Raw genomic sequence first — 17,917 nt, 5'->3', positions numbered from 1 at the left:
GATCCTGCTCTTATGGTTCGTTCAACAAAATCCCAGGAATTTCCTGTTTTTTTTATCATTTTCGATCTATAACTAAATTGTAGGAAATTTTGCATAGGAAGAAAAATGAGTACTTTTTTTATTGTTCTAATCATTATTGTAGTACTTTTATTTTTATGGGCTATTAGCATTTACAATACCTTAATTCATTTAATTGAGGCCATTAATAATGACAAAAAACAAATAGATATCCAACTGGATCGTCGCTTTAAGGTATTTGAGTCGTTAATTGAAGCCGTAAAAAAATATATGGATTACGAGCAAACCACCTTAAAAGATGTTGTGGCTTTACGTAATCAAGCTCAAGCAGCTAAAGCCGCAGGAGACGAACAAGGACGCATTGCAGCAGAAAACCAAATTTCACAGATTGCATCTGGACTAAATGTGGTGTTTGAAAATTATCCTGATTTAAAAGCAAGCCAAAATGTAATGCAATTGCAGGAAGAAATCGTCAATACTGAAAATAAATTGGCATATTCTAAGCAGGCGTATAACGATGGTATAGAGCGTTATAATGCGAAAAAGAAATCGTTCTTTGAATCCATGGTGGTGTCTTTATTTGCTTCCGCTCTAGACAAAGAATTTGTTTACTGGGGACTTCCTGAAGAGCAGATTCAAGCGAAAGAAGACTATACTGTAAAATTTTGAGTTTAGAATATGAGTCTTAATGACTATCATGGTGGCGTAGCGGATTGGCGTGCGCAAATACAGTTGAATCAACGCAAGACCTATGCGGTAATTGCTTTTTTTGTTGCTATTTTTTTTACTGTAGGTTTTGTTGCTGATTTGTTTGTTTTGCAAACGACCTATCCACAGGTTCCTTTGCAGCAAATTTTTCTCGCTTTGATTCATCTGAAAGTCATTCCCTATGCGACTATTCTTATGGTTGGTTTCGCCATAGTATCGTTGTTAATAACGTATGCATTTTACGATCGAATTATGTTATTAGGTACCGAATATCGTGAGATTACACCCCAAACAGCCAAAAACTTGCAGGAACAACAATTATATAATGTAGTTGAGGAAATGAAGGTTGCTGCCGGTTTGGAGTATGTACCCAAAGTTTTTATTATCGAAGCAGATTACATGAATGCGTTTGCAAGTGGGTATAGTGAGAAATCAGCAATGGTTGCAATTACGCGAGGTTTAATAGAAAAGTTGAATAGAGCAGAACTGCAAGCTGTGATGGCTCATGAATTAAGTCATATTCGTCACTATGATATTAAATTAACTCTAATGGTGGCGGTTTTAAGTAATATTCTTTTGATTGCGGTGGATATACTGTTTTATTCAGCAGTATTTAAACGAGACGGAAGACGTGGAGACAATCGATTGTTAATGGTTATTATAGTTCTTCGTTATGTCTTGCCCTTAATTACTATTTTATTAGCCTTATTCTTAAGTCGAACGCGTGAATATATGGCTGATGCTGGTTGTGTAGAGTTAATGCGTGACAATGAACCTTTAGCTCGGGCATTACTCAAAATTAACGCCGATCATCAGCAATATGCTGAGCATTACTCAAAGGAATACGGTAATACACCTCATGAGCAAATCAGGCAGGCATCATATCTCTTTAATCCATCCAATATTGATCCTGTGAAATCTTTAAGTAATGCTTTTACAACACATCCTTCGATTGAGCAACGTTTACGAGCTTTGGGATTTAAGCGTAAATGAAAAACTCTAAAATAGAAACACTGTTTTGTAGTATCTCTATGACTCCGTTCTTGAATAATCTTATATTTTAAGTTTATGATTATACCCCAAAAGTGAATGCCTTCTCTGAAAAGGAATTTAGATGTGATGAAAATACAATCCTTAATTTTATCAGTTTTTTTGATATGCAGTGGATTCTGCGTCAATGCAAATACGTTGTCAAAAGATGAAACAACAAATAACACAAAGATTCCGAAATACTTAAGAAAAATAACACCAGAATTTCTCTATGGGTATACCGATTTTAATTTTGATTCGACTTCAGGTGAAAATTTTAACCGATATAATGGACATTCAAATCTTTATTCTGCAGGAGCCGACCACATTTTCTTAGGCCAGACCATGATGGCAGGTATTTATTATTTTGGTATTGATACTGCACTTAACTCCAAGTTTTTACTGAGCCCAGGATTTATAACCACTTCAGATCAGACCATACATAATAATACAATTTTTGGCCATATATTTAAAATCTTCACTCCTCAAATTTATGCTGATGTGTCGGGAGGTTATGGTTACAATAAATTGATTACTTTAACCGAAATTGCGGTAGATCCAACCCCACTAATTGCTCAAGCAACTAATAATAATAACAATTGGTTTGTAAGCGTAAATGGAATTTATAGAAAAACTTGGAAACAGTTTTTGATGAGAGCTAATCTCGGGGTGTTGTACAGTGAAATTAATACTGGAAGGTATAATTACTTTTTCCCATCTACTGCCATATTTCAAGTGATTGAACCATTAACAAATAAAGCTACTTTAATTTTGGAAAATATTGAATTGGGTTATTTTATTAAGCCTTCGGTCATGCCTTTCATTAGCGGAGGGTTAATTCAAGTAGCACAATTTTCAAATAGTCGTCCACTTGTTGATCCTGCAAGCATAATAAGTGGTTCCCTTCCTCAATTGAATATGGATAAAAGCGGGTTCCGTGTAGGCGGGGGTATTGCCATAACTTATAAAAATGCAACCATTCGTGTTGAAGAAAAATATTATAATGCGGGTGGAATTTTTCAGAGTTATCAAACTCTAGCTGCATTAGAATATCAATTTGGTTAGGTCCTATTTACAATGCTAATATCAGAGCCTTGCGACTTAATCTAGTGAGTTGTAAACGGGACACGGGATTGCCCACTTTCTGGTTTTGTTAAGGAAAGTATTTAAGGACGATATTTAGTGAAGAAGGAACGTTATTTCTCGCCAAAATCAATAAGGTCTAAAGGAACACAAGTTCTTTTAGGGCTTTTCTGGTCGGCTCTTATCTTTTTGGCTGATGTAACTCATATTCCTCTTCTTAGTTCATTTATTACTCAGCTGGACTATCGAACTTATGATCAAGTCGTTCAATTAAACTTGCGTCCACATCAAACAATTCCTCGAATTGTAATCATTGATATTGATAATAAGTCAGTGGAACAAGAGGGACGATGGCCTTGGCCTAGAAACAAAATGGCTGCTTTAATTAATAAGTTAAAACAAAATGGTGTTGTGACCATAGCAACAGATATCGTTATGGCTGAGGCAGAAGTAAATTATGCAATAGGTCTCAAGGATGAGTTACAGAAATTAATGCCCCAATTACCCGCAGGACAAAAGCAGCTACCTGGTTTACTTAAGCAAATTGCTCCCAAAGTGGATAACGATCGTATTCTGGCTGAATCATTATTGGATCACAATGTGGTGTTGGGTTTTTTATTTCATAATGACAAAGAAATTAGAAAGGGAGAGTTACCTTCACCTTTAACTAATCCAGAAGAAAATTATTTATACAGAGACAATCTCCCTCTTCATCAATTTTCCGGATATAACGGTTGTTTACCATTATTTTTAAAAGCATCGACACAAGCAGGAGCAGTCACAAACGTACCGGATTTGGACGGAACGATACGTCATGGGCTTATGTTAGCAAGCTATAATAACAAACTATACGCTACATTGGCGCTTGCAACTGCAATGAACTATTTGATGGTAAAACACATTACCCTTAAAACACATCATCATCAATTGTATGGGATTCAAATGGGTAATGTATTCATACCTACAAACGCGTATGGACAGATTCTTATTCCATTTTGGGGACAGATTGGATCGCAGGATTATTATTCTGCGACAGATATCATCCGAGACAAAGTTAATCCAAAGCAATTACAAGGGGCAATTGCCGTAATTGGCTCAACGATAATCCTTTTGGCTGATCTGCACCAATCACCGGTTGCACAATCATATCCTGGAGTAGAGATGGTAGGAAATATGGTTCAAGGTATTGTTGGGCAGCAACTGGTATCAGAATATAATTGGAAGACACCTAAAGCTCGGTTGTATTTAATATTAATTGGAGTATTTTTTACTTTTATATTTTCCATTTTGAGTGTTTCCAGAATCTTGATCCTGGCCATGATAAATATTATCGGTATCTGGGCCTTATCTATTTATTTGTTTGTCTATAAAAGTCTATATCTTCCTATAGCATTGATTTTAACCTTAATCGTACTTTTGACTGTAACGAATTATGCTTATTTATTTATTATTGAAAGAAGGCAAAAAAGAAAAATAAATCAGTTATTTGGCCAATATGTGCCAGAAGATTATGTTAAAGAGCTTATAGAATCCCCTGATCAATACAGTATGGAAGGACAAGAACGTAATATGACAGTTTTATTTAGTGACATACGGAATTTTACCGATCTTAGCGAGTCTTTAGATGCAACTCATGTGAAAAGATTGTTAAATGCTTTTTTCACGCCAATTACTGAAATAATTTTTAGCTTTAGAGGAACAATCGATAAATATGTAGGAGATATGATCGTTGCGTTTTGGGGCGCCCCTATGCAAGATGAAGAGCATGCATCTCATGCGATTATGTGTTCTCTTACAATGGCAAAGCAACTGCCAGAAATCAATGAAAAAATGCAGGAAAAAAACTTACCTGCAGTCAATTTTGGTATTGGCTTAGCGACTGGATTGATGAATGTTGGCGATATGGGTTCAGAATTTCGCCGTGCGTATACAGTCATTGGCGATACAGTGAATCTCGCTTCACGTTTACAAGATTTAACAAAATTTTACCAAGTTACTATTTTAGTGAGTGATAAAACACATGCAGGACAAGATCAGTTTGTCTGGAGAACCATAGATAAAATTACTGTTAAGGGACGAAAAAGCGGATTGACTATCTATCAGCCTCTAGGTAAGGATAGTGAGGTTTCTGAAGAGGTTTTAACTCAGTTAGAAGAGTACCATAAAGCTTTAGAAGAGTATTATGCGCAGAATTGGTCGTCCGCAGGAAAAAAATTTGCTATGCTAAAAACCAAATTTCCAAATGTTTATTTATATCAGATGTATCTTGAACGTGTTAAAACATTTAAGGAAACACCTCCTCCTGAAAACTGGGACGGAATTTACATGCATCAGCATAAATGATCTTTCATTATTTTATCGAAAGAATCTTAATGGTTAAGGATTGTAACTACTTTGTAATGGGAAAAATTGTACAGGAATATATATGAAAAAAGTAATATTTACAGGATTATTGATGCTAGCTACTCAGTTATTTGCTCAATCTGCTGCCACTGTTTTATTCACCCAAAAAGAAGTTGTAGTGCGTCATAATGGTGCTGAGCGAGGGATTACTCGTGGATCTAGCGTAGAAGTTGGTGATGAAGTAGTTACTGGTGATGATGCCGCAGCGAATCTTCAATATGCAAACGGCGCATTGGTTAGTATGGGAGCAGATTCGAACTACAAAATTTTGGCTTATGCTCCTAAGGAATCTGTACAGATTAAGGCGGAGTTGAGTAAGGGTAAACTTGAAATAAAGACTCCAGAAAACATAAAAGAATCACTTAAAACTCCAATTTTATCGCTTGCAATACTTGGAACGCATATTCGTGTTTACGTAGTTGGAAAAGAGACTTACATTCAAGTGATGGATGGGCTTGTTTTGGCCAGAGGCGAATATCTTCGACCAGGTACAAGTGTTCGTGTTACTGCTGATCGTATGGAAAATGCTCCATTTCCCAAAGAGGGAGAGGTTAAAATTGCAGCGGCTACAGCTGTTTCAGCAATCGAAACTGAAACAGGCAGGACTGCCAATACTGGAAGTGGTAGTGGTGCCGATAGTGTATCCTTTGTTTCTACTGTTGAGATAACGAGTACATCAACGAGTACCACAACAGATGCCGCTCAGGTTGCTTCTATGGCTGATATCTCATTAATTTGTCAGACTCCGCCAACAATTTAACAAGTTGCGGCTCCTTGGCGAAGCGAAGTGCGTAACCCAGGGAATTTCTGAGATAAAGCAAGCAGTATCCGTGATTAAATCTGAAATTGTATTTTTCACTTTTAATCATTTGAATTTATGATTATTCGCGAAACCCTACTCCTTTTTTTAATAAAATCATATTAATGCAGGTAAGTAACGCTAACATAAGACAAATAATTCCCATGGCTAAACTGATATTGACCTCACTTTGACCAATCATTGCTTGTCTCAGTGCATTAACCATATATAAAATGGGATTTAACCATGATACTTTTTGCCAAAACTCTGGAAGCATATTAATGCTGTAAAATACTCCACCTAAATAAGTGAGTGGAGTAAGTATAAAGGTTGGAATAATCATAATATCATCAAAATTTCGTGCAACCATTGCATTTGTGAAACCTGCTAGAGAAAATACAGCAGATACGAGTAATACAACCAACAGGGTCATCGGTAAGTGACTTAATTCAATGGTTAAGAAAAAACAGGCAATAAGATACACCAACGCGGCAACGATAAGTCCTCTAAAAACGCCACCCAAAACATAACCAAGCAGCAAGAGGCTGTTATGTATTGGACTGACAAGCATTTCCTCTATACTTTTTTGGAAGCGAATACTATAAAGCGAAGAAGATACATTACCGTATGAATTAACAATGACTGACATCATAATCAATCCAGGAGCAATAAACATTGGATAGCTCACCCCTTGAATGGAACCGATACGTGGTCCGATTAAACTACCGAAAATGAGGAAGTACAGTGTGGTTGTAATTACTGGAGGAAAAAAAACTTGGCTTGCAATGCGAAGCATGCGCACAAGCTCGCGCCTTACCAAAGTATATAATGCAATAACTTGTTGTTTAATGGCCATTTTTTATAAGATCCAAAAAAAGTTCTTCCAAACGATTGGTTTTATTTCGCATACTATGAATTTTTATTCCGTGTTGGGTAAACAGTGCAAATGCATCATTTAAATTCAAATCGTTATCGACACGAAGTTCTACAGTTGTGCTATCAATTAGAGTGGGTTTAAAAGGATATAAATCGGGTAAAATATCGATACGGTTTTCTGTGTTAAAGATAAAAGTTTGATGACGCAACGTTTGCAGCAAAGCCTTCATCGAGGAATTTTTTATAATTTCTCCTTTATCAATGATGGCAATATTTTTACATAACTGTTCTGCTTCTTCGAGGTAGTGGGTCGTGAGAATAATTGTTGTTCCTTCTGCGTTGGTTCGAGTGAGGAACTCCCACATGCTGTGTCTGATTTCTATATCTACGCCAGCTGTAGGCTCATCAAGAATGAGTACCTTCGGTTGATGCACTAATGCTCTGGCGATCATAAGCCGACGTTTCATTCCACCGGACAAGTGTCGTGCTATAGAATGCCTTTTATCCCAAAGACCTAATTGTTGAAGGAGCGAGTCAACTCGCGGTTGTGCATTTTTTCGTGAAATTCCATAATATCCTGCTTGATTTAGCAAGATCTGTACGCAGTTTTCAAAAATATTAAGGTTGATCTCTTGAGGTACAAGACCTAAACAGGATTTGGCTTTCTCTGGTTCTTTTTCCAAATCATAACCATGAATACTGATACTACCTGATGTTTTATTGAGTAAAGTAGAAATTAAACCAATGGTTGTCGACTTTCCTGCACCGTTAGCACCCAATAAAGCAAAAAAATCACCCTTATGTATGGTTAAATCAATGCCTTTTAATGCCTGTACACCATTAGCATAGGTTTTATATAATTGTTTAATATCTAAGGCATGCATAGAAGATTACGTGAAAATAAAAAATATCATTATACACAATAATCATATTGTTTCGCGAGCATGCGTTTGGTTCAGTTCGATTATAAGCAGAGCGGATTGGAAAACTCACCTTGATTCAGCAAAAAATGAGAACGAGTTTTCATCCATCCGGTAATACTGTATCGAGGCTGATGAGTGATACACACTTCATGAGGTAGTTCACTATTAAAGCATATGAAACGATTTTCTAATGGCAAAACGGTTTCAATTAACTGATCTTGGATATTATAAAGTTTTAATTCTCCTCCAAATTCAGCTTCCCAGGACTTATTTAAATAATACACACATGAAATTTTCCGCGTTTTTTGTGTAGCGAATTGGTCAATATGTTTTTTATAATAAGTACCTGGTTGATATGTGGCAAAATGTGTTTCAAATTCATATAAACCCAAAAAAAGTGACTGATTCAATATTTGAGCTAACTTCTGTATTCGTTCTAAAAAGATTTGTATTGCCGGATTTTTTTCCTCTTCATCCAGCCAAAAAATTTCATCTGTGCGAATAACTTCATTTTTATGCAATTCAAGTTTAAGGCCTATTTTAGCACCTTGAAATAATCCTTGCTCATACAACTCCTTGGCCATTGTAAGTAATAATTGGCATTCAGAGTGTTCGAGAAATCCATCAATAATATAGAATCCTTGGTTACAAAGCTTATGAACAAGTTGGTCGTAATCAATCAAAGCACACGTCCTTCAAGTTGATATTCATATTCGCGCCATTGTGGCATAAACTTACTCATTAACCCATAAAAGCGTTTATTATGACTTGGTTCTAATAAGTGAACTAATTCGTGAACAAGAACATACTCAAGACAAATAGATTTTTTTTTGATTAGATTGAGATTTAACCAGATACGTGCAGCGTTGGTGTTACATGAACCCCAACGTGTTTTCATTTTTCTTATTCCCCATTGAGCTACTTTGACTCCGATAACTGCTTCCCAGTGCTGAATGAGATCAGGGAGTAATATTTGCATTTGCTGTTTATACCAACGCTCAAGAATGGTTTGTATCTGAGTAGGGGAACTATTTGGTTGAGTATAACAGTATATCAGTTCATTATTGAGTTTAATTTGTGTAGGGCCATGATGTTCTTCAATGATCAATAAATACTTTTTTCCCAGAAATGCTACAGTGGATCCCATTTTAAAGGTGCAATCTTCCTCAACAGAACGATTGCGGATCCGTTCTCTTTGCTGATGAATCCATGCACTTTTAGATTCAAGACTTTGTCTGATAAGCTGTTCACTGAATCGAAGGGGAGCGCTTACCTTAACTAAACCATCAGGGGGGTAAATGCGTAAGTGCATGTTTTTGATTTTTTTTCTTGATATTTCTATGGAAATACCATCGAATTCAATGATCATCTCATTAATCTACTTGTAGCTTGGGTGCAGCGCAGCGGAACCCCGATAGCTAAGCTTCAGAAAAACCCAAGCTTCGCTGCGCCCAGGCCAATATAATTCCCCAAAAGTTAATAAGGGAGTCAAATCCAAGCTATTGTACTATCTCTGCGCCCCGATACAAGGACTGTCAATATATTCGCCATTAATATCTAAAACCATATTAACATTGGCACGTTGATATCGGGCCAGTATGTCATACTGCTGTTTTGTAATGTAGCCGTAGGAGTTACCACAATATACGAGTGATGTGGCTCCTGGTTTAGGTTTAACTTGTACCGGTAAATCACATTCCCAACGAAATTGGGTTAAATCGCAATTTGCAAAAGCTAAATTAAAAGGTAAAAGAGATACAGCAAAAGTAACATACCATTTCCTTTTCATAGTGTGCACCATTTGCATGTTTATGTTTTTTAAGTATAGGATAAGATTCAAAAAAAGCATTAAAGGAGATCGTTATGCTCTCAGCCAGTTCTGAATACATTCAAGCTCTTCATGAAGGGAAATATCTTCAATTTTTAGGATGGACTGATTTTATTACCCATACTTATGCACTTAAAGACGCAGATGACACAGTAAATTTTTTGATTTTTGAATGGCTAAACAATGGTTATCTAGAGGAAGATGCTAAAAAATTAGCGGTCTTACAAGCAGTATATGATTTAGAGTTTAGGCCTTTGCGAGGAAAATTAGATTATTCACTCAAAGCAATTACTGTTGCTTTGTTTATCTGTATGGTTTTTCAGAAGTTTGGTGTGGATGTGACTTTGTCTCCAGAAAAAAAAGTAAAGCGGGATGCAGTAAATCAGTTAATTGAAGAAAAACTTGGCGAGCTGAATGTATTTGCATATAAGGAGCGATTAGAAGAGGTGCAAAGCCAGTTTTATCTATGGGTGGAAAATGTGGATGAAAAGGAAGTGTCTGATGTTTTTCAAAAAGTTGATGCCATTACGAGGCCACGATACCTCCTTGAAGATTATATTTTGCACTTAGAACGTATCAAACTAAAAGATGATGAACTTTATGCTACACGCTTAAGTATGGCAAACCGTTTTCTTAGATATCTGTATGAACAAACTGAATTGACACAAGAAGTGGCTGAGGTAATTGCTACTTATGCGAGCTCTCTTCGTGAATTTCATCCTGGAAAAAAAGAGGTGGATCAGTTGGATGAAATTTCACCACCATCAACCCTGGAACACACCTGGCGGTGGGTAACAGGTATAGGGATTGGTTTTTTTAGTATTGTCTTGCGTGAAAAATCAATTGGCGAGTTTATTTCTGGAGCAATTGTAACTAATGAAATTAATACGATTAATTCTGAACTAAAAAAAATCGGCTAAGCAAGATTTTTTATGGAAATTTAGTTAAGATTTGGTAATTTTTTGAACTTTTCGGTTAATATATTCCTGCCGTACTGTTTGTTTCTGCTACACTTAAAATCACGTATCGCTATATCTGAAAAGATAAGAGACGAAGTTTATTATGTAGTGCTGGGAGTTATTTGGGATAAAAAACCACGTTTCCAGATGTTAAATGGAGTGTAATGTGAATCCACCCATTCTAATTAGATATACAGACTCTTACCTACCTTATATTGTCACGAGTATTTATTCGAAGAGGTGAAAATGAAATTCAAATCGTTAATGTTCTCTATACATGGATGGTTTGATACTAGTTTAAAAGAAGGGGATTTAAAACAAGGAACAATACATTGGGCTCGAGCTTTTATTTTTATACTAATCCATGTATGTTGTTTGGCAGTTTTTTGGGTTGGATGGAGTTTTACTGCGGTTTTTACAGCGATATTTCTTTTTTATCTCAGAATGTTTGCTATTACAGGTTTTTATCATCGTTATTTTTCACATAAAACTTTTAAAATGAACCGCTTTTGGCAATTTATTTTCGCTGTCTTAGGTAATTCAGCAGCTCAACGCGGTCCACTTTGGTGGGCAGGGCATCATCGTCTTCATCATCGCCATACAGAGGAACAACGAGATCCGCATTCTCCAATCCAACACGGCTTATTATGGAGTCATGTCGGATGGATTTTTTATTCAGATAATTTTAAAACTGATTACGCCTCAATACGGGATTTTGCGAAATATCCAGAATTGTTGTGGTTGAATCGATACGATAATATTGTGCCTATTTGTTTGATATTGATACTTTTTGCCGTAGGAACTTTATTAGAAACTTATTATCCAGACTTGCATACCAGTGGAATGCAGTTGGTGGTTTGGGGCTTTTTTATTTCAACTGTTGTTCTATTTCATGCCACCTTTTCTATTAATTCCATTTCGCACTTATGGGGTACGCAAACATTTCAGACGGAAGATAAAAGCCGTAATAATTTTCTTCTTGCTTTACTTACTATGGGTGAGGGATGGCACAATAACCATCACTATTATCCGCGATCTACCAGCCAAGGATTTCGTTGGTGGCAAATAGACGTCACTTATTATTTATTATGCTTCTTAGAAAAAATTAAAGTTATTTATGAAATTAACAAGGTTCCACTGGAATTAAAAAAGAGCAAGCGACACAATAAAAAACTGATGAAAGCGTCCGATAAGGTTAAATAAAGTATAGCCCAGTCTGCTCAAACAATTTATTCATAAAGATCAATTCGTATCGTAACTTATAAAATCTAGAATAATTCTATATGCTCAATCGAGCATATTAATAATATGAACGCTCTCTCCAATGCGTCGATGTCATGCATTTAAAAATCATCACATCGAGACAATGTTTCAGGAGAGAGTTCATACCTATTCTTTTTGTACTGTCCGTACTGTTGCAAGATTAAGGAGTTCGAGTTTCCTGATATAAAACCAGCCAAGATCAAACTCATCATTTCTATAAGAAAATTGAGCACTTGCAGGATTGGCGTGGTGATTATTGTGTAATTCTTCACCGCAGGCAAAGATACCCCATCGGGTAACATTTTTGGATGTGTTATCAATTGTAAAATTCGTATAACCTTTAGTATGTGCAATACCATTAACATAAAATGTTGCAATAAATGTCTCCATGATCATTTGGATACTCCATACGGGTACAGCCCAAATTCCTATGGCTAGAAACTCTAAGAGAAAATAAACAAACGGTCCTTTATTTGAGTGTTTTTCGTACAAGTGTTTCTCTAAAAAATCATTATCACGAATGTCTTTGAAATTTCGTACCATTTCATTATCTTGTGATAAATGGGTAATTTCTATGCCATAAAAAAACATATTGCGAAGTCCAAAAATAACCGGTGAATGTGGATCTTTTGGGGTGTCAGTGTATTTATGATGAAGATGATGAATTGCCACCCATCTCCTTCTTGAGATGCCAGTTGTTAACCACATCCAAAATCTGAAAAAATGGGTTAAAAAAGGGTGGAATTTTACTGCCCTATGGGACTCTCCTCGATGCAAGTAAATTGTCATGATAATTTCAGTTAAATGCAAGGAAAACAAAAAGAAGATTGAAATGTATAACCAATTTACTCCTAAAAGTCCGTTTCTCAATGAGGGATATGATATGGCCAATATCCATGTACACCCTAATACAATAGCTGAGAGAATAATCGATTCAATTAGAGCTGAATTAGATTTTTTCATGGCAAACACCTTATACAACTTTTGACAGTACCTAAAAAAATTTCAGGAAACTCCCTTCTCCCAGGTACTCTTGAGCTAAACTTTAGAAATTGCATATTCCAGCAGTTACTACCTATGTTTTTCCACATTTATCCTTTTTTAAAATGGGCAAAAGGATCATAATTTTTATAGTATAGTTTATTTTTTGAACAATCAAAGGGGAGTGCGTAATTTATCTTTGTAAAGAGGGGGTAAAAGAAAAAAAAAGATTTTATCTAAGAAACACGCTGTGTCTTTTCTAAATAGCTCACGTCAACTAAGCTGATTAATTAAGAACAAAATGAACTTATCTGTGAGGTATTTCAATAAATTGGTGACATTGACCAGTAGTGGGGGGGATTTTGATTTCTGCTTTTTTTCGTTCAATTCCATTTAGGATTTTTTTTGCAGCTTTAGTTGTATTGTAAAGTAAGAATTGGGGAATTTTAATTTCTTCTGTTAATGGGGATTTTATAAAGGTAGGCAGGATTGTTGAGACAATAATTTTTTCCTTTGCCAATTCAATTCTTAATCCTTGAAAAAAACTTCGAATCGCAGCTTTACTTGCTCCATATGCTTCTGCTCTTGGCATGCAGATATTGGACATGGCGCTGCTCATACCTACAAGATGTGGACGTTTACTTGCTCGTAAAAGAGGAAGGGCGGCTTCAACACCATAAATCATACTTAAGAGATTGGTTTGTATAATTTCTTCAACAATTATGCTATCGAAATTTTTTACATCAACCACTCCACACTTATCTGCATTAATAAAAACGACATCAACATAACCGTATTTTTCTTTTATTTTCGTTCCTGCCTTTAAATTTTGATTTCTTTTTCTTACGTCAAACACAAAAATATCAGCTTGAGTACTAGAAGCTACCTGTTTCAAGGCTGTTTGACTACAGTCAGACAGAATAAGTTGATAACCGCGAGCAAACATTTCTTTGGCTACTGCTTCGCCTATGCCAGAAGCAGCACCAGTAATCCAAGCAATAGGTTTCATTTACAGACCTTTATGAGTGATACTGTCGATTAAAAGAAAAAGGAAAAGCTATAATAATTATAGATTAATAATAAGAAATTGTTTTTGGGACACTCCTTTTAGGTAAGTTTTTTTTATAGGCAAGCAAGTGGTGAGAGAGAAAACAAATTACAAATTAACCTGTTTTGGGGTTATTCCACCATCCTCCTCCCAAGGACTGGAAAAGTGCTGCAGTATCATTATAACGTGCTGTTTCTGCTTGAATTACACTTAAATGTGCATGCAGATAAGCCTCCTTCGCACTTAAGACGGATATATAATTTGTTTTACCAAGTTGATATTGATTGGTAATGAGATTTAATCGAGCTTGTGTATTTTGCTCTGTGCCTACTTGCGCTTGAAGAAGTTCAGCATCAAATTCAAGCGCATGCAATACATCCGTTACGTCAAGAAATGCTGCAAGCATAATTTTTTTGTATCTGGCTAATGCATATTCGTATTCAGCAATTGCCATTTTTCTTTTTGCACGTAAAGCCCCTCCTTTAAGTAAGGTTTGTGCGATTTGTCCCCCATAATTCCATACATTATTCATAGGATTAAATAAGGTACTTAATGTTGTTGAGAACCATCCATAATTACCTAATAGATTAATTTTAGGAAATAGGTCTGCTGTTGCAACACCGATCTCTGCGCTGGCTTTATGCAATATCGATTCGGCACTGCGTATATCAGGTCGTTGTTTTACAAGTTTAGAAGGAAGACTTACTGGCAATTCTGTAGGTAAGTGAAAACTTCTCAGATTAAAATGAGCCAGATAATTCTCGCTAGGTAATGATCCAACAAGTACAGCAAGAGCATTGTATTTTTGGGCTAAATTTCTTTTAATAGGCGGTAATGTTGCTAAAGTTTTTTTAAGCCGATTTTCGTGGCTCAGCACATCAAGGCGAGAAATATGTCCTAAATTATAATTATTTAGTGTCATATTTAATAATTTTTTTTGACAATTGATGAGGGCTTGTGTCGTTTTTAACTGATCGCGTAGGGATGCTATAGAGATACTCGTGGTTACTATGTTTGCTGTTAAAGTTAAATAAGCCGCTTCTAATTCAAAACGTTCGTAATCAATCGCAGCACGCAAAGCTTCCACTTGCCGCTTATTGCCGCCAAATAAGTCTAAATTATAAGATACATTAACTGACGCGTTATAAAGATCAAATTGATTCTTAATAGAAAAAGGGAGTTTTTGCCCAGGAAGAGGAGTAATATTGATTCCTGTAGCAAGCAAAGTATTCCTCTCGCGACTTCCAAAAAATCGAGTATCGGCGGTAGGGAACAATTTGGGACCAGCAACAATATGTAAATTGGCTTGGGCTTTACGTATATTTGCTTTACTCATCTCTACTGTAGGATTGTTTTTTAATCCTCTCTCGATAAGAGCATTTAATTCTTGAGAATGAAAAAGAGTCCACCAGGAATTGGAGATATCTTGATTGTAATTAAAATGCTGCGATTTTCCTGCAGGATTGGAGGCGCTTGCTGTTTTTGTGATGAGCGGCGCCTTATTATAACGATTAGTCTTGGGCGCTTCAGGAGAATGGAAATTAGGCCCAACCTTACAGCCTGTGAGTAGTAGTATTGTGCATAAAAATAAAGAAATTTTTTGCATTTGGTCTTCTTATATAAAATAAATTTCACTCATACACCGTGCCAGGGAAGCAGTAGATCTGATTCAGTTCAAATATGTGTTCGAATCATGATCCAAATGAATACTTACAGGTTGGCCAGGATGTAAATATTTAATTGCTGTAATGGCTGGTTTTGCTTCGATGCGATAAACAAATTTTGTTCTGGATGTTTCGCTAAATATATAAGGAGGCGTATATTCTGTTTTAGAGGAAATATAACTTACAGCTGCTCGATAAGTCTCTTTACATCCATCACAACTGATCATGACCTGATTTTTTAATTGTAGTTTTGCTAATAAAGGCTCGGGCACATAAAAAATAACTTTGAGATTTTCAGGAGCAAGGACCGATAAAACAGGACGTTCCTTACCAACCAATTCTCCAACTGTAAAATAGGTGTCGTATATATATCCTGAAATTGGAGAGTATATCTTTTTATTTGACTTACTCCATTGAGCTTGTGTAAGTTCCGCCATAGAAGACTCAACAGCCGCTTCTTGAGCTATTAACGATGTTTTGGCATGCCGATAATTGTTCTTGACTTCTTCAAGTTGCTCTCGACTTACTCCCCCTGAAGCCATTAATTTTTGATACCTTTTTAATAGATTATTTTGATAGTCAAGAGTAAATTGTTTTAATTCAGTTAGAACTATCGCTTGAGTAAGATTTGCTTTGGCTTTTTTAAACTGGGATTCTTGTGGTTGTACATCCAGCGTAAATAAAAGCTCCCCCTTGTGAACCAAGGTTCCTTTTGTGATATCTAAGCTAATGAGATTTCCTGAAAAATTGCTTGAGATGTAGGTGTAATCCGCATCAACGTATCCTTGCAGTGAGTTTTTTTCCTCGTTACAAGCAATAAGCGGTATGCATAAGATTAAAATAATCAACCACCTTGGGAATGGGAAGGTCTTTTGCATATTATCTCATTGTTAATTTAAGAATTCCAATTGGTAAGATTAGAAAATTATCATCAATTGACAACAATTGACAATAATCAAAACGATAAAGTATCTGAACTCAAAGGTAAATATATAGTTTTCTTCAAAATCAATAATTGTCAGTACAGTTATTATTAAGATAGGATATTCATAGTGAACTCTTCTTGCTCTTGCGCGGCAAACTCAAATTTTCTTGCTTGAAGTTAAATGAAAAAATGAATTGATATCCAGCAAAATAATTTTTCATGTTAAGTTAAATTTTTGGAAGTTTTTATGTTTGAGATTAGGGAAAATGAATGATAGAGAATAAGTTTCTTCGAGTTTGGTCTATTGCAAAAAAGGAGTTTATCCAAATTCGCAGGGATAGAGTGGTTTTTTTATGGCTCTTGTTTGCTCCCGCGATCCAAATTCTTTTGTTTGGCTTTATCATTAATACGGATCCGAAAAATTTACCAACAACAATTATTTCTTCAGAAGATACTCCTTTTACGCGAAGTTTATTGGAGGGATTGAAAAATACTCATTATTTTTCAATTAATACAGCAGCCAAAGATGAAAAAACAGCAGAGCGACTATTACTTAGTGGCAAGTCATTATTTATTATTAATATCCCGCCTAATTTTTCTCGAAATCTCATTCGAGAACAATATCCACATGTATTAATTGAAGCAGATGCCTCAGATCCACTCACTGTGGCAAATGCCTTTCGCGCCGCATCCGAACTTCCTGCAAGAGTATTTGAACATGATTTGCATGGTTCACTTGAATACCTTGCTCCTAAGGATTTACCTTTTGACTTTGAAGTTCATGCTAAATTCAATCCTGAAAATATTCCTCAGTATAATACGATTCCGGGATTAATCGCCTATTTAATTTTTGCAACATTTACTGTTCTAACGGCGGTATCCATTAACTCCGAATTTGAACGAGGTACTTTTGAAGCGTTATTAATTACCCCTTTAACCCCTGGGAATATTATCTTTGGAAAAGTGATACCTCATTTTATTTTGGCCTATTTGCTTTTTTTCGTGCTCTTGGCGATTGCCTATTTTATTTTTTCAATTCCTTTTTATGGTAGTTTTCCTCTCTATTTGTTGTTATTAGCACCTTATTCAATATCCAATATAGGGACTGGGCTTGCTATTTCTGCGCTCACTAAATCACAATTTACTGCAGTAAGTTTATCAAATGCTTATATCCTTATTGCGACTTTAATTTCTGGATTTTTATTCCCATTTAATGGAATACCTCATTGGGCACAATATTTTAGCCAAGTTATGCCGCTGACTCATTTTTTAAGAATAACGCGAAACAGTATGTTAAAAGGCGCTGATTTAGACATTCTATGGCCAGATACTTGGCCAATAATTCTTTTCACCGTATTCATTATTTTTTTAGCAATCCTGCTATTTAGAAGAACATTAGACTAATGAAAA

At 35.8% G+C, this 17,917-nt stretch carries 17 protein-coding genes; 8 read left to right on the top strand and 9 right to left on the bottom strand.

Going from position 1 to position 17,917, the window contains the following annotated elements:
• Nucleotides 1–105 precede the first annotated feature (105 nt).
• From Ltuc_RS12050 to Ltuc_RS12030, 5 genes are all read left to right on the top strand, one after another.
• Nucleotides 106–687: a LemA family protein gene (locus Ltuc_RS12050; RefSeq protein ID WP_058521496.1), complete on the top strand. Its 582-nt coding sequence runs from the start codon at nt 106–108 to the stop codon at nt 685–687.
• A gap of 9 nt (nt 688–696) precedes the next feature.
• On the top strand, nt 697–1,719 hold the full coding sequence (htpX, locus tag Ltuc_RS12045) for a zinc metalloprotease HtpX (protein ID WP_058521495.1): 1,023 nt from the start codon (nt 697–699) through the stop codon (nt 1,717–1,719).
• Nucleotides 1,720–1,845: 126 nt separating this feature from the next.
• Nucleotides 1,846–2,820, top strand: a complete 975-nt coding sequence (locus tag Ltuc_RS12040; protein ID WP_058521494.1) for an autotransporter outer membrane beta-barrel domain-containing protein — start codon at nt 1,846–1,848, stop codon at nt 2,818–2,820.
• 117 nt (nt 2,821–2,937) lie between these two features.
• Nucleotides 2,938–5,181, top strand: coding sequence for a CHASE2 domain-containing protein (locus tag Ltuc_RS12035; protein ID WP_238584119.1), 2,244 nt, complete (start codon nt 2,938–2,940; stop codon nt 5,179–5,181).
• 82 nt (nt 5,182–5,263) lie between these two features.
• Entirely contained in the window at nt 5,264–6,001 is a 738-nt protein-coding gene (locus tag Ltuc_RS12030) for a FecR domain-containing protein (protein ID WP_058521493.1), read from the top strand.
• 121 nt (nt 6,002–6,122) lie between these two features.
• On the opposite strand, the gene Ltuc_RS12025 is transcribed toward Ltuc_RS12030, so the two are convergent.
• The 5 genes from Ltuc_RS12025 to Ltuc_RS12005 all read right to left on the bottom strand — a co-directional run bounded on the left by Ltuc_RS12025 (nt 6,123) and on the right by Ltuc_RS12005 (nt 9,628).
• Nucleotides 6,123–6,896, bottom strand: coding sequence for an ABC transporter permease (locus tag Ltuc_RS12025; RefSeq protein WP_058521492.1), 774 nt, complete (start codon nt 6,894–6,896; stop codon nt 6,123–6,125).
• Complete coding sequence (locus Ltuc_RS12020) at nt 6,886–7,800, bottom strand: ABC transporter ATP-binding protein (protein WP_058521491.1); 915 nt, start codon at nt 7,798–7,800, stop codon at nt 6,886–6,888. The genes Ltuc_RS12025 and Ltuc_RS12020 overlap by 11 nt, the downstream gene beginning before the upstream one ends.
• Nucleotides 7,801–7,880: 80 nt before the next feature.
• On the bottom strand, nt 7,881–8,522 hold the full coding sequence (locus Ltuc_RS12015; protein WP_058521490.1) for a 2OG-Fe(II) oxygenase: 642 nt from the start codon (nt 8,520–8,522) through the stop codon (nt 7,881–7,883).
• Nucleotides 8,519–9,208 carry a M48 family metallopeptidase gene (locus tag Ltuc_RS12010; RefSeq protein WP_058521489.1) on the bottom strand — a complete coding sequence of 230 codons (690 nt, stop codon included), beginning with the start codon at nt 9,206–9,208 and terminating at the stop codon, nt 8,519–8,521. Before Ltuc_RS12010 ends, Ltuc_RS12015 begins: the two co-directional genes overlap by 4 nt.
• A 138-nt stretch (nt 9,209–9,346) precedes the next feature.
• Nucleotides 9,347–9,628, bottom strand: a complete 282-nt coding sequence (locus Ltuc_RS12005) for a hypothetical protein (protein WP_058517151.1) — start codon at nt 9,626–9,628, stop codon at nt 9,347–9,349.
• 74 nt (nt 9,629–9,702) lie between these two features.
• On the opposite strand from Ltuc_RS12005, the gene Ltuc_RS12000 reads away from it, so the two are divergent.
• Together Ltuc_RS12000 and Ltuc_RS11995 are read left to right on the top strand one after the other, a co-directional pair.
• On the top strand, nt 9,703–10,587 hold the full coding sequence (locus Ltuc_RS12000) for a helical bundle domain-containing protein (RefSeq protein ID WP_058521488.1): 885 nt from the start codon (nt 9,703–9,705) through the stop codon (nt 10,585–10,587).
• Nucleotides 10,588–10,872: 285 nt separating this feature from the next.
• A complete protein-coding gene (locus tag Ltuc_RS11995) occupies nt 10,873–11,829 on the top strand; it encodes an acyl-CoA desaturase (protein ID WP_058521487.1) in 957 nt (318 codons plus the stop codon).
• A gap of 186 nt (nt 11,830–12,015) precedes the next feature.
• Here the strand turns inward: Ltuc_RS11995 and Ltuc_RS11990 are convergent, their stop codons facing one another.
• From Ltuc_RS11990 to Ltuc_RS11975, 4 genes are all read right to left on the bottom strand, one after another.
• Entirely contained in the window at nt 12,016–12,852 is an 837-nt protein-coding gene (locus Ltuc_RS11990) for an acyl-CoA desaturase (RefSeq protein WP_058521486.1), read from the bottom strand.
• A 325-nt stretch (nt 12,853–13,177) separates the two neighbouring features.
• Nucleotides 13,178–13,879: an SDR family NAD(P)-dependent oxidoreductase gene (locus tag Ltuc_RS11985; protein WP_058521485.1), complete on the bottom strand. Its 702-nt coding sequence runs from the start codon at nt 13,877–13,879 to the stop codon at nt 13,178–13,180.
• Nucleotides 13,880–14,033: 154 nt separating this feature from the next.
• Complete coding sequence (locus tag Ltuc_RS11980; protein ID WP_058521484.1) at nt 14,034–15,524, bottom strand: efflux transporter outer membrane subunit; 1,491 nt, start codon at nt 15,522–15,524, stop codon at nt 14,034–14,036.
• A gap of 63 nt (nt 15,525–15,587) precedes the next feature.
• A complete protein-coding gene (locus Ltuc_RS11975) occupies nt 15,588–16,460 on the bottom strand; it encodes an HlyD family secretion protein (RefSeq protein WP_058521483.1) in 873 nt (290 codons plus the stop codon).
• Nucleotides 16,461–16,777: 317 nt separating this feature from the next.
• Between Ltuc_RS11975 and Ltuc_RS11970 the strand changes: the two genes are divergently transcribed.
• On the top strand, nt 16,778–17,911 hold the full coding sequence (locus Ltuc_RS11970) for an ABC transporter permease (protein ID WP_058521482.1): 1,134 nt from the start codon (nt 16,778–16,780) through the stop codon (nt 17,909–17,911).
• Nucleotides 17,912–17,917 lie beyond the last annotated feature (6 nt).

It is taken from the genome of Legionella tucsonensis (genome assembly GCF_001468035.1).
Lineage (GTDB): Bacteria > Pseudomonadota > Gammaproteobacteria > Legionellales > Legionellaceae > Legionella > Legionella tucsonensis.
This window is presented reverse-complemented; position numbering and strand designations above follow the sequence as displayed.

What these genes read in the sequence shown, in the direction of transcription:
- Ltuc_RS12010 (WP_058521489.1), bottom strand. Translation starts at nt 9,208, where the DNA reads ATGATCATTGAATTCGATGGTATTTCCATAGAAATATCAAGAAAAAAA.
- Ltuc_RS11975 (WP_058521483.1), bottom strand. Translation starts at nt 16,460, where the DNA reads ATGCAAAAGACCTTCCCATTCCCAAGGTGGTTGATTATTTTAATCTTA.
- htpX (WP_058521495.1), top strand. Translation starts at nt 697, where the DNA reads ATGAGTCTTAATGACTATCATGGTGGCGTAGCGGATTGGCGTGCGCAA.
- Ltuc_RS12030 (WP_058521493.1), top strand. Translation starts at nt 5,264, where the DNA reads ATGAAAAAAGTAATATTTACAGGATTATTGATGCTAGCTACTCAGTTA.
- Ltuc_RS12005 (WP_058517151.1), bottom strand. Translation starts at nt 9,628, where the DNA reads ATGAAAAGGAAATGGTATGTTACTTTTGCTGTATCTCTTTTACCTTTT.
- Ltuc_RS11970 (WP_058521482.1), top strand. Translation starts at nt 16,778, where the DNA reads ATGATAGAGAATAAGTTTCTTCGAGTTTGGTCTATTGCAAAAAAGGAG.
- Ltuc_RS11985 (WP_058521485.1), bottom strand. Translation starts at nt 13,879, where the DNA reads ATGAAACCTATTGCTTGGATTACTGGTGCTGCTTCTGGCATAGGCGAA.
- Ltuc_RS12020 (WP_058521491.1), bottom strand. Translation starts at nt 7,800, where the DNA reads ATGCATGCCTTAGATATTAAACAATTATATAAAACCTATGCTAATGGT.
- Ltuc_RS12050 (WP_058521496.1), top strand. Translation starts at nt 106, where the DNA reads ATGAGTACTTTTTTTATTGTTCTAATCATTATTGTAGTACTTTTATTT.
- Ltuc_RS11990 (WP_058521486.1), bottom strand. Translation starts at nt 12,852, where the DNA reads ATGAAAAAATCTAATTCAGCTCTAATTGAATCGATTATTCTCTCAGCT.
- Ltuc_RS12000 (WP_058521488.1), top strand. Translation starts at nt 9,703, where the DNA reads ATGCTCTCAGCCAGTTCTGAATACATTCAAGCTCTTCATGAAGGGAAA.
- Ltuc_RS11995 (WP_058521487.1), top strand. Translation starts at nt 10,873, where the DNA reads ATGAAATTCAAATCGTTAATGTTCTCTATACATGGATGGTTTGATACT.
- Ltuc_RS12025 (WP_058521492.1), bottom strand. Translation starts at nt 6,896, where the DNA reads ATGGCCATTAAACAACAAGTTATTGCATTATATACTTTGGTAAGGCGC.
- Ltuc_RS11980 (WP_058521484.1), bottom strand. Translation starts at nt 15,524, where the DNA reads ATGCAAAAAATTTCTTTATTTTTATGCACAATACTACTACTCACAGGC.
- Ltuc_RS12040 (WP_058521494.1), top strand. Translation starts at nt 1,846, where the DNA reads ATGAAAATACAATCCTTAATTTTATCAGTTTTTTTGATATGCAGTGGA.